Origin of the sequence: Thermoanaerobacter kivui (assembly GCF_000763575.1) — a bacterium.
Taxonomy (GTDB): domain Bacteria; phylum Bacillota; class Thermoanaerobacteria; order Thermoanaerobacterales; family Thermoanaerobacteraceae; genus Thermoanaerobacter; species Thermoanaerobacter kivui.
Genome location: NZ_CP009170.1, coordinates 545,483 through 556,830, shown reverse-complemented (window position 1 = coordinate 556,830; position 11,348 = coordinate 545,483). Strand labels below are relative to the sequence as shown.

Annotated in this window: 11 protein-coding genes, 1 tRNA gene and 2 riboswitches; of the genes, 1 reads left to right on the top strand and 11 read right to left on the bottom strand. The window is 36.2% G+C overall.

The window, feature by feature from the left end; all coding sequences use genetic code 11:
* Positions 1-83: 83 nt before the first annotated feature.
* A riboswitch (purine riboswitch) is annotated at positions 84-185 on the bottom strand.
* A gap of 84 nt (positions 186-269) precedes the next feature.
* The 8 genes from guaA to TKV_RS02710 form a co-directional block, all read right to left on the bottom strand.
* Entirely contained in the window at positions 270-1,808 is a 1,539-nt protein-coding gene (guaA, locus tag TKV_RS02745; protein WP_049684663.1) for a glutamine-hydrolyzing GMP synthase, read from the bottom strand.
* Positions 1,809-1,821: 13 nt separating this feature from the next.
* The gene (guaB, locus tag TKV_RS02740) at positions 1,822-3,276 is read right to left on the bottom strand and encodes an IMP dehydrogenase (protein ID WP_049684662.1); all 1,455 of its coding nucleotides are present in this window, start codon (positions 3,274-3,276) and stop codon (positions 1,822-1,824) included.
* 164 nt (positions 3,277-3,440) lie between these two features.
* Positions 3,441-3,542, bottom strand: a riboswitch (purine riboswitch).
* A gap of 145 nt (positions 3,543-3,687) precedes the next feature.
* A tRNA-Arg gene (locus tag TKV_RS02735) sits at positions 3,688-3,764 on the bottom strand.
* A gap of 100 nt (positions 3,765-3,864) precedes the next feature.
* The gene (gene groL, locus TKV_RS02730; protein ID WP_049684661.1) at positions 3,865-5,490 is read right to left on the bottom strand and encodes a chaperonin GroEL; all 1,626 of its coding nucleotides are present in this window, start codon (positions 5,488-5,490) and stop codon (positions 3,865-3,867) included.
* Between the two features lie 14 nt (positions 5,491-5,504).
* A complete protein-coding gene (groES, locus tag TKV_RS02725; protein WP_049684660.1) occupies positions 5,505-5,789 on the bottom strand; it encodes a co-chaperone GroES in 285 nt (94 codons plus the stop codon).
* A 244-nt stretch (positions 5,790-6,033) separates the two neighbouring features.
* Positions 6,034-6,996, bottom strand: coding sequence for a hypothetical protein (locus tag TKV_RS02720; RefSeq protein WP_049684659.1), 963 nt, complete (start codon positions 6,994-6,996; stop codon positions 6,034-6,036).
* Positions 6,997-7,271: 275 nt separating this feature from the next.
* Complete coding sequence (locus tag TKV_RS02715; RefSeq protein ID WP_049684658.1) at positions 7,272-7,466, bottom strand: hypothetical protein; 195 nt, start codon at positions 7,464-7,466, stop codon at positions 7,272-7,274.
* A 75-nt stretch (positions 7,467-7,541) separates the two neighbouring features.
* A complete protein-coding gene (locus tag TKV_RS02710; RefSeq protein ID WP_049684657.1) occupies positions 7,542-7,727 on the bottom strand; it encodes a hypothetical protein in 186 nt (61 codons plus the stop codon).
* A gap of 305 nt (positions 7,728-8,032) precedes the next feature.
* Between TKV_RS02710 and TKV_RS02705 the strand changes: the two genes are divergently transcribed.
* Positions 8,033-9,271 (top strand): S8 family peptidase, encoded by a 1,239-nt coding sequence (locus TKV_RS02705; protein WP_049684656.1) that lies wholly within the window; start codon positions 8,033-8,035, stop codon positions 9,269-9,271.
* A gap of 13 nt (positions 9,272-9,284) precedes the next feature.
* On the opposite strand, the gene TKV_RS02700 is transcribed toward TKV_RS02705, so the two are convergent.
* From TKV_RS02700 to TKV_RS02690, 3 genes are read right to left on the bottom strand one after another with little or no spacing between them, the layout of a single operon-like run.
* Positions 9,285-9,698 (bottom strand): HutP family protein, encoded by a 414-nt coding sequence (locus tag TKV_RS02700; RefSeq protein ID WP_049684655.1) that lies wholly within the window; start codon positions 9,696-9,698, stop codon positions 9,285-9,287.
* An 11-nt stretch (positions 9,699-9,709) separates the two neighbouring features.
* Positions 9,710-10,405 (bottom strand): DUF554 domain-containing protein, encoded by a 696-nt coding sequence (locus TKV_RS02695; RefSeq protein ID WP_049684654.1) that lies wholly within the window; start codon positions 10,403-10,405, stop codon positions 9,710-9,712.
* Positions 10,406-11,299, bottom strand: coding sequence for a DNA-3-methyladenine glycosylase family protein (locus TKV_RS02690; RefSeq protein ID WP_049684653.1), 894 nt, complete (start codon positions 11,297-11,299; stop codon positions 10,406-10,408).
* Positions 11,300-11,348 lie beyond the last annotated feature (49 nt).

The window sequence follows — 11,348 nt, the reverse complement described above, 5'->3', positions numbered from 1 at the left end:
GGGCTTTTATCCCTTAGGTGTAGTATATGAAAACCCATATACCTGTACCGCTCGGTCCAAACACCTATAAACTAGGCTGGAACCCTAGGTACACTTTCACTCATAGTCGAACAATTTACGGTTGTTCGGTAGAGACTCTCGAGCCATATTCTCGAGATTATATGAGTGCTTTTTATTCAATTGTCCCACTTATATCTTATCAACTTTTTTAATATTAGTCAACCTCATTTGCGAATTTTTTTATAAAAAACTAAATTAATGTTCGGTTTTTACTCCCATTCTATGGTAGCTGGTGGTTTTGAAGTAATATCGTAAAGCACTCTGTTTACTCCTGGCACTTCATTAGTAATGCTTGTAGATATGCTCTCCAAAATTTCATAAGGAAGCTTTGTCCAATCCGCTGTCATTCCGTCGTAGCTATCTACTACCCTCAAAATTATGGCATAGGCGTAAGTCCTTTCATCCCCCATGACTCCAACACTTTTTATGCCAGGCAAAATCGCGAAAGATTGCCATACTTTATTGTACCAGCCAAACTTTTTCATTTCCCTTAAAACTATACTGTCAGCTTGTCTCAAAATTTCTAACTTCTCTTCTGTAACTTCACCAAGGATTCGAACTGCTAATCCTGGTCCAGGGAAGGGCTGTCTATATAATATCTCCTCAGGAATTCCTAATTCTTTTCCTACTTGCCTTACTTCATCTTTAAAAAGCATCCTCAAAGGTTCAATAAGTTCAAAACCTATATCTTCAGGCAGACCTCCAACATTGTGATGGCTTTTAATAGTAGAAGACACGCCATTGCCACTTTCTATTACATCAGGATACAAAGTACCTTGCACCAAAAATTTCACATCTCCTATTTTTAAGGCCTCTTCTTTAAAAACATCTATAAAAACATTACCAATAATTTTTCTCTTTTCTTCTGGATCTGTAACTCCCTTAAGTCGTGACAAAAATCTATCCTTTGCATCTACCCGGATTATGTTCATGTCATAATTTTTTCTAAAGGTTTCAATAACCATATATCCTTCGTTTTTCCTTAAAAGCCCTGTATCAACAAAAATGCATACCAATTGGTCGTGAATGGCTCTATCCACTAAAACAGCAGCAACTGAAGAATCTACACCGCCAGACAGGGCACATACAGCTTTGTGTTTTCCTACTTTCGCTTTTATTTCCTTTACTGTCTGCTCAATTAAAGACTCCATTGTCCAATCTGCCGCGCAATCACATACTTCAAAAAGGAAATTTCTTATAATCTCTGTTCCTCTATGAGTGTGTGAAACTTCAGGATGGAATTGAACCGCATACAATTTCTTTTCTACATTCGCAATTGCTGCAATAGGACAGTTGTCAGTAGAGGCTACTACCTTAAAATCTGGAGGAGGAAGTTCTATGTGGTCAGTATGGCTCATCCAAACAACAGTGTCTCTTTCTATCCCTTTAAACAAAGGAATAGTATTATTTAAGACAATTTCTGTCTTGCCATATTCCTTCACAGGTGCTGGCGCAACTTTTCCACCTAAAAGCTCTGTCATAAGTTGTGCACCATAACATATACCTAACACAGGATAACCCAATTCAAAAATTTCTTTATCACATTTAGGAGCATTTTTTGCATATACACTGGCAGGTCCTCCAGAAAGCACAATTCCCTTTGGCTCTTTTTTTCGTACCTCCTCTGGAGAAATATTGTAAGGAACAATCTCGCAAAAGACATTTGCTTCTCTTATTCTTCTCGCAATGAGTTGGGTATACTGGCCTCCAAAATCCAAAATCAAAATTACTTCACGCTTAATCCCCATTAAAATCCTCCTCTTATCTCAAATTATAATTGGGAGCTTCTTTTGTAATAATTATATCATGAGGATGGCTTTCAGTTAATCCTGCCTGTGTTATTTTTATAAACTTTGTTTTTGTCCTAAGTTCATCTATGTTGCGGACACCGCAATAGCCCATTCCTGCTCTCAAACCACCAACCAATTGATACACCGTCTCTTTCAAAGGCCCTTTGTATGGTACTCTCCCTTCCACACCTTCAGGCACAAACTTTGTAACATCTTCTTGGAAATACCTATCTGAGCTTCCTTCTTTCATCGCTCCTAAAGACCCCATTCCTCTATACACTTTGTAACTTCTTCCTTGATATATCTCTATTTCACCTGGACTTTCTTCTGTACCTGCAAAAAGACTTCCCAACATCACAACAGAAGCCCCTGCAGCAATAGCTTTAACAATGTCTCCCGAATATTTTATTCCTCCATCTGCAATTATCGGAATACCGTATTTGTCCGCTTCTTGTGCACAATCGTAAATAGCAGTGATCTGCGGTACGCCAACACCAGCGATTACTCTCGTAGTACAGATTGACCCTGGACCAATACCAACTTTTACGCAGTCGGCTCCTCTTTCTATCAAGTCTTTTGTGGCTTCAGCAGTAGCTACATTTCCTGCTATCAGCTGCAAATCAGGGTATTTCTCTTTTATCTTAGATACTGCTTCTAATACGCCTTTAGAATGCCCATGAGCTGTATCTATCACGATAGCATCTACACCTGCATCTACTAATGCTTTAACTCTGTCCATCATGTCCTTCCCAACACCGACAGCAGCCGCTACCAAAAGTCTTCCTTTGCTGTCCTTTGCAGCATTAGGAAATTCTACTGCCTTTTCTATATCTTTTATTGTTATGAGCCCTTTTAAAACATTGTTTTCATCTACCAAAGGCAATTTTTCTATCTTATGCTTTTTAAGTATCTTCTGAGCTTCTTCTAAAGTTGTGCCAACAGGTGCAGTTACAAGATTGTCCTTTGTCATGACTTCTTTTATAGGTTTGTCTAAATCATCTTCAAATCTTATATCTCTGTTAGTTATTATACCTACAAGTCTTGAATCAACAGTAATTGGAACACCGGATATTTTGTATCTCGCCATCAATTCTGCTGCATCTCTTATGGTGTGATCGGGAGAAAGGTAGAAGGGATCAGTTATAACTCCATGTTCCGACCTCTTGACTTTATCAACTTCCAAAGCTTGCCTTTCAATGGACATGTTTTTGTGAATTACACCTATGCCGCCTTCTCTTGCTATAGCTATAGCAAGCTTCGACTCTGTAACTGTATCCATGCCCGCACTCATCAGAGGAATATTTAGTGTAATTTTTTTGGTAAGCTTTGTCTTTAAATCTACATCTTTAGGAAGCACATCTGATTTAGCAGGAATCAAAAGCACATCATCAAAAGTTAAACCTTCTTTGACAAACTTCTCCTCCATATTTTACATCTCCTTCTTAATATTTATATTATAACATACTTACTTTAGAAAATCCTTAATAACATCAAACAATTTATACAATTACATTAATTCAAAACTATGAAGTTTATACGCCTTTTTAAGTCAAAAGCCTGAGGGTAGAATTTTCCTCAGGCCAAAAAAAGGCAAAAGTAAATCCCACCCATAGTAAAGCAGTTTACGGCCGCTTTGTAGAAACTCCCGTGCCATATTCACGGGATTATATGAGCTTCCCAGTAATAAATTATTAACTTGTCCATATGAATTTACTATTCAATATATCAAATTTGAATGTTCATGTCAACAGTACAAAAAATACAATATACACATTTAAAGCTTTTCTCAATAAAAAAATAAAAAAGCCTCAAAACTTTGAGGCTTCTACCTTCTACATGGTGCGCCCGAGAGGACTCGAACCTCCGGCACACGGTTTAGGAAACCGTTGCTCTATCCTGCTGAGCTACGGGCGCACAAATATCACAAATCAGTTACAGAAATATTCTATCAGACAATCAATAACCTGTCAAGGTCATAAACTCAAAAAGGCTGAGCTAAAGCTCAGCCTTTTTATTACATCATATCCATCCCTGCGCCTGGATTAGGCATTGATGTATTCTTCTCTGGTATATCGACAACTATTGCCTCTGTTGTAAGTATCATTGAAGCAATTGATGCAGCATTCTGCAAAGCAGTTCTCGTAACTTTTGTCGGATCTACAATGCCTGCTTTGAACATGTCTGTAAATTCTTCTTTATAAGCGTCATATCCATAGTTTGGATCTTTAGCTGCTTTTATCTTCTCTACTATTACAGAACCGTCAACACCGGCATTCTCTGCAATCTGCCTTATTGGCTCTTCTAAAGCTCTGAGCACTATCTTTGCTCCTGTCTTGAAGTCGCCCTCTAATGAATCAACAACCTTTTGTACATCTTCCATTACATTAAGCAATGCGATACCGCCACCAGGCACTATCCCCTCTTCTACTGCTGCTTTTGTAGCTGCTAACGCGTCTTCAATTCTGTGTTTCTTCTCTTTGAGCTCTGTCTCAGTAGCAGCACCAGCTTGAATGACAGCTACGCCACCTGCTAATTTTGCCAATCTTTCTTGCAATTTTTCTCTGTCATAATCAGATGTGGTCTCTTCTATCTGAGCTTTAATTTGATTGATTCTGTTCTTAATATCCGTAGGATTACCTGCACCATCAACAATTGTAGTAGTCTCTTTTGTGACTTTAACTTGTCTTGCACGGCCAAGCATTTCTAATTTTACATCTTTTAAGTCATAACCCAATTCTTCTGAAATTACTTGGCCACCTGTCAATATTGCTATATCTTGCAACATTTCTTTTCTTCTGTCGCCAAAACCAGGAGCTTTTACCGCGACACAAGTAAATGTACCTCTTAATTTGTTAACAACTAATGTTGCTAATGCTTCTCCTTCTACATCATCAGCTATAATAAGGAGTTTCTTACCATGTTGTACCACTTGTTCTAACAGTGGCAACAAATCTTGTATATTTGAGAGTTTTTTGTCTGTTATGAGTATAACAGGTTCTTCTAATACTGCTTCCATTTTTTCTGCATCAGTTACCATGTATGGAGAAATATAACCTCTGTCAAATTGCATTCCTTCAACAACCTCAAGGGTTGTTCCAAGCGTCTTTGATTCTTCAACAGTTATAACGCCATCTTTCCCTACTTTGTCCATTGCTTCAGCAATAAGCCTGCCTATTTCTTCATCGGCAGCTGAAATAGAAGCAACATGAGCAATTGACTCTTTATTGTCAATGGGTTTAGATATCCTCTTTAATCCCTCAACTGCAGCATCAACCGCTTTTGCAATTCCTCTTCTTAAAAGCATTGGATTAGCTCCTGCAGCGAGGTTTTTCAATCCTTCACGAACCATTGCCTGAGCCAAAAGCGTTGCTGTCGTTGTACCGTCACCAGCAACATCATTAGTCTTAGTAGCAGCTTCTTTAAGGAGTTGTGCACCTTGGTTTTCAAATGGATCTTCTAATTCTATCTCTCTTGCAATCGTTACACCATCATTTGTAACTGTTGGTGAGCCATATTTTTTGTCAAGCACTACATTGCGGCCTCTCGGTCCTAATGTAACTTTTACAGTATTTGCAACGGCATTAACTCCTCTTTCTAATGCTCTGCGAGCTTCCTCTCCATATTTGATTTGTTTTGCCATCTTTAACTACCTCCTTATTCTACAATTGCTAGAATATCGCTTTCTCTTAAAAGCAAATACTCTTCCCCATCCAATTTAACTTCTGTTCCAGCATATTTTGAGAAAATAACCCTGTCGCCAACTTTTACCTCTAATTCTACTTTCTTGCCGTCTATGTATTGTCCCGTCCCTACTGCAACAACTTCTCCTTGCTGTGGCTTTTCCTTAGCTGTACCAGGCAAAATAACTCCACCTTTTGTAACTTCTTCTGCCTGTATTACTTTAACTACAACTCTGTCTCCGAGTGGTTTTAACCTCATATACTTTATCCCTCCTCCTTCATTTGTTAGCACTCATCTTGTGTGAGTGCTAATCCCAATCTCTATATTAATTTAAGTAGTAAAACATATCAAACTGCATTACAGCTCATTTTCAGCTGTATAATCCGATTATTTATGATTTTGCCCAAATACTTTGATTTTATGCCATTATTTATCGATTTAAACTACATTTCTTAATCTTCCATTTTAAAATAAAAAAACAAGGGAATATACACTCCCCTTATTATGAATTATTATCCTTTTCATTATCCTTTTCCTCTTTTTTGTCAGCCGAATTGACTAATCCTTGTTGTTTTAAATAATTTATCATGTTATACATATATTGTTGTTGTTCTTTTGTTAACATGGATTTTAAATTGTCAATGACAGCTAATTGCTGCTCAGATAAGTCTGGAGGCAACGTGGTATTATCATCGTCTTGTTCCTGCTGCTCATACACTTCCTCTTTTTTCTCTTCTTTTTCAAGATTTTCTTCTTCTAATTTTACTACTTCAGCTGCTTCTTCCGTTTCATCTGGCATGCTTCTGGTAATCTGTTGATTTTGCTCTTTCTCTTCCTTCATACTATTCATAATTCCTTCTGCCTTATTAAGTACCTCCAATAATTTTATATTTTTCGCAAGTTTATCAGCTGTCTCCATTTTATCTTCTGGAATTATAGGCTTTATAGCTTCATAAATATCGACTATTTTGTCAAAAATATTGTCCTTTCCTTCCTCTTTCGAATATTTCTCCATTTTTTGTTGCAAATTCTTTAACGCCTCATGAAATTTTAAAAATTTATCTACAACCACTTTTTTATCCTCTGCTATGTAAGGTTTTATCGCTTTTAAAATCCCTATTTTATCTATTTCAGCTTTGTCCATTGCCGTGATTTCCTCTTCTGAAAGGTTCATTAAATTCTTTTGTATTTCAACTATTTCTGCTATCTTCGAAAAAATATCTACATAATACTGGTCTCTTTTGTTTAAATATGGCTTTATACTTCCTACAAAGTCTTTCCCTTTTGTAATGACTTCGTATAAATCAACATTTATTTTATCTTTTTCGGGTTTGCCAAGTTTATTTTTTTCTTTGCCATCTGCTACTTCTACCTTTTCTCTTTCCACTCCCAAAACTTGAAATCTTACAAAAGCTATAATAAGAAATTCTATGGCAAGTACTTTTAATAAAATTTCTTTTTGCAATAGAAATTCCCCCTACCTTTTAATCTCTTACTAAATATATGTAAGGGGTTAGTCTATTATTATAGACTGCCCCTTATTTTCTTAATTTTTCTCACAAATGATTATTCCCGGCACAAAGAAGAGTATTAAAATTATTATTAGAAAAATCCAGAACCAACCTGCAACAAATCCTACCCCTTTTTCTTCAGGCATTGGATATACCCCCCTTCAAATAGGTAAATTGCGGACAAATTAATTTATTCATCCTTTTGTCAACCTAATATATAATACGTAATTTAAAGATTTGTGTTACCAAAATTTATCCCTGCTAAAGACCATAAAAAACGTCTCGCTTTTTTACGAGTTTTTTCTTCTTGTAAAATTACAAGTATTATAAAGAAAAACAGCAAAGTTTCAAACTCAAATCTCACATCTAGCAAAAGGGTCAATATTACAAAGAAAAACAACAATGTATCTCCGGATATGGACATACAATATCACTCCATTGCGATTATTTTTCTTTCACATGTAAAAAGGGCTCTACCGGAGGATAGAGCCCTTTAAAATTATTTGACTTCATTGAAGAACCAACCTAATCCACCGTCCATTATTATTACAAGTAGTATGAAGAAGAACAACAATGTTTCTAATGACCATGGTACATTAAGCCAGCCTCCACCAAGAGCTAAAACAAGTATCAAGAAGAAAAACAGCAAATTGCTTTGCCCAAAAACTGAGCTTGTTCCTGCCATATTAATCCCCCTTTAAACAATTTTAACATGTTTAAGCCTTTGGTTCTTCAACAATGATACCTGGTACAAACAGGAAGATTAACAATATTATAATTATAATCCAAAACCACCATGCAAATCCTGCTCCGCTTTTATCTACAGGCATAAATAATTTTCCTCCTTTCAGGTCTTAGCCTTTCTATGTGGGTCTTTCAAGACCTACTATATAATATGTCATAACTTCAGATGGTGACACTTTTTAAATTTTGGCTAACAAATTTTTATTTACCACATATTCTGTTAATAGTATGAAAGGAGGTACGCAAATGAACTTGATACCAATATTTGTATTTTCTAAGATAGCGAAAGACATATTTATTAAAAACAAAATTGACAAAAGATTATTAAATAAAGTAGCTTATTTAAGAAGTGAATGTGTACCAGTAATCTTATATTCAAGATTACCCTATAGTATTTTAAAAGCAAAAATTGAAAAATTAGGAGGAAGTATAAAATTCGAACTTCCCATCATAAACGCGTGGTCAGTTAATCTGCCATGCAATAAATTAGCAAAAATTGCTTCCCTCAGTGGTATACACTTCATAGCAGAAGACTCCACCATCCAGGTGCAACTTAACATTGCGACACAAGAAATCAACTCAAGAAAAGTAAATGATTTAGGCTACACCGGAAAAGGTGTAACAATCGCTTTTTTAGACACAGGAATATATCCTCATCCTGACTTTACAAAACCCAAAAATCGCATAGTAGCTTTTTATGATGTTGTCAATGGAAAAAAACAGCCTTATGACGATAACGGTCATGGAACCCATGTAGCAGGGGATGCTGCAGGAAACGGATATGCCTCAAATGGAAAATACAAAGGAGTTGCTCCAGAAGCAAATATAGTAGCAGTAAAAGTCCTTGATGCTTATGGAAAGGGTCTATCATCAGATATATTAGCCGGAATGCAATGGGTTTTAGACAACAAAGATAAATACAATATAAGAATAGTTTCTCTTTCAATAGGTGAAACTCCTTCATTACCTACCTTTCTAGACCCCTTAGTAAGAGGTGTGGATACATTGTGGAAGCATGGAATAGTAGTTACTGTAGCTGCCGGAAATTCTGGACCCAATTACAACACTATTACTTCTCCCGGTACTAGTAGAAACGCAATAACAGTTGGAGCAGTAGATGACAAAAGAACCTCCGACATAAGTGATGACGAAATAGCTCAATTTTCTGGAAGAGGTTCGCCTTATCTATACAAACCAGACATAGTAGCACCAGGTGTAAAAATAATTTCTACTGCTTCAGGAAACGTACCTTTTGGTGCAGATGAAATCATGGTGAATAAAGCATATAGAACAGCAACAGGAACTTCTATGGCCACTCCAATGGCAGCAGGAGCAGCAGCACTGCTTCTTGAAAAAAATCCTAATTTGGCCAATATCCAAATAAAAAATATTTTAAAATCGACAGCAATAAAAATCGGCGATGCAGGGTTATGGACTCAAGGTAGTGGGATGATAAATATAGAAGAAGCTTTAAAAAAAGTATGAGGGGTTTAACCCCTCATTTTAACGACCTGTGACCTAATCCTATAGCTACTTCGTTTAAGTTGAGCATCCCTACCGCAAAAAACACACAAACACAAAGATGTTCATTAGCATATGCAATTCCTATTTTCCCTCCTACATTAAGGCCCATGGCTTTGTTCATGACTTGCATAACAGCGTCATGGGCAGCCCCTGCAACTGCTCCCTCTCCTGTGTGACTCTCTTCTATAATTCCTTCTCTTTTAGCTGCTACAACTGCTCTTTCAATAATTTTAGATATAGAAGTTACATATTCTCCACCATAATCAACAGCAGCAACTTTTACTCCCTGTTGCCAATATTTATTTTTTAAAGCCTCTTCCTCTTCTCTCGTTGACATAGCCATTTTTACCGCAACTCTGGCTACATCAATACTCTTCATCGGTTTCATATTGGCACCGCCTAAAATCCTTTTATAAGGTTTAGTAAAATCTGATAAAAAATAGGTATAAAAATAGCTGGAAGCAAATTACCCACTTTTATATTTTTAATTTCCAACATGTTCAAAGAAATCGCAAATATCAATACTCCTCCTACAGCTGTCATGTCTTCAATCACTGGTTTCGTCAAAAGCCCTTGCAAAAAAGATGCACCTAATGAAATAGAACCTTGATACAAAAATACCGAAATAGCTGAAAAAACAACACCTATTCCAAAAGTAGAAGCAAAAATTATGGAGGAAATTCCATCTAGCACAGATTTAGCAAATAGTATACTGTGGTCTCCTGAAAGTCCATCTTTCAAAGCACCTACAATTGCCATAGCACCAATGCAATAAACTAAACTTGCTGTCACAAAGCCTTTGCTAATTGTAGAACTGTTATCTTTACTTAACTTTTTTTGCAATGTATCTCCTAACTTATTTAAATATTCTTCAATATTTAAAGCTTCCCCTATAATACCACCCAAAACAAGGCTCACAATTACCAACATCAAATTATTAAACTTAAGCCCACTGGATATTCCAATCATCATGACGCTTAAAGCCACGCCTTGCATCACTATGGTTTTAAATCTCTCAGGAATACCTACTTTAAGAAGTCTACCTAAGGTTCCTCCAATAATTATCGCAATTGAATTCACAATGGTTCCTAACATTTACTTCTTCCTCTCGTTAAAAATTTTCTTCCTCATCTCCCTGCTGTAATAAAAGAGATATTGTTGTGCAAATCCAGATAATTCTCCAAATTTATCTATAGCAAATAGCTGTATTTCTAAGGGATTTCCTTCTCTTTTCAGATACAAATACTCTACAATCCTTTTTATCCAAACATCTGTTGGAAAAGTATCGTATCTACCTATTGAATACAATATCACGCAATCAGCCACTTTGGGCCCTACACCGTTTATATTCATAAGAATATCTCTAATTTCTCCTGTTTTATACTCATAGAGCTTCAAAAGGTTTATCTCTCCTGAAAAAACTTTAGAAGCTGCGTCCATTATATACTTCGCCCTAAAACCACATTTGCTCTTTGCAATTGTCTCCACATCAAACATAACAAAATCTTCAGCCTTGGGAAAAGTATAATAGATTTTTCCTTTGTACTCAATAGGATCTCCAAAAGACCTCGCAAGATTTTCTATAACTTTTTTTATCTGGGGTATCCTGTTGTTTTGAGAGATTATAAAAGAGATAAGAGTTTCCCACGTGTCTTGGCGCAAAATCCTTATACCTTTCCCATATTGAATTGCTTCTTTTAATATTGGATCCCGTGAAAGACTTTCTTTTATCTGCTTATAATCTCTTCCAAGGTCAAAATAGTCAAACCATATGTCATAAAAGTCATTCAAGTCTGTATTGTCAATTATTAACATATCTCCTTCTAATTTCACATTTATTACTCTATCATATGCAACTCCTGTATAGCTTCCATCTTCTTCTTCATTCCACCTAAAACATTGTCCGCACTCAAAAGTCTCTTTAAGGTTAAAATCTTCAATCCCCCTTACAATTACCTTTGTCCCCTTTTCTTCCACACTATATTTCATCTTCCTCACCCACATTGAGTTTATTTACTCACTAACTATCATATTTCTC

Excerpts from the sequence above, each read along its gene's own strand:
- TKV_RS02690 (WP_049684653.1), bottom strand. The coding sequence starts at position 11,299 with ATGAAATATAGTGTGGAAGAAAAGGGGACAAAGGTAATTGTAAGGGGG.
- guaB (WP_049684662.1), bottom strand. The coding sequence starts at position 3,276 with ATGGAGGAGAAGTTTGTCAAAGAAGGTTTAACTTTTGATGATGTGCTT.
- TKV_RS02715 (WP_049684658.1), bottom strand. The coding sequence starts at position 7,466 with ATGTCCATATCCGGAGATACATTGTTGTTTTTCTTTGTAATATTGACC.
- guaA (WP_049684663.1), bottom strand. The coding sequence starts at position 1,808 with ATGGGGATTAAGCGTGAAGTAATTTTGATTTTGGATTTTGGAGGCCAG.
- TKV_RS02700 (WP_049684655.1), bottom strand. The coding sequence starts at position 9,698 with ATGAAACCGATGAAGAGTATTGATGTAGCCAGAGTTGCGGTAAAAATG.
- TKV_RS02705 (WP_049684656.1), top strand. The coding sequence starts at position 8,033 with ATGAACTTGATACCAATATTTGTATTTTCTAAGATAGCGAAAGACATA.
- TKV_RS02695 (WP_049684654.1), bottom strand. The coding sequence starts at position 10,405 with ATGTTAGGAACCATTGTGAATTCAATTGCGATAATTATTGGAGGAACC.
- groL (WP_049684661.1), bottom strand. The coding sequence starts at position 5,490 with ATGGCAAAACAAATCAAATATGGAGAGGAAGCTCGCAGAGCATTAGAA.
- groES (WP_049684660.1), bottom strand. The coding sequence starts at position 5,789 with ATGAGGTTAAAACCACTCGGAGACAGAGTTGTAGTTAAAGTAATACAG.
- TKV_RS02710 (WP_049684657.1), bottom strand. The coding sequence starts at position 7,727 with ATGGCAGGAACAAGCTCAGTTTTTGGGCAAAGCAATTTGCTGTTTTTC.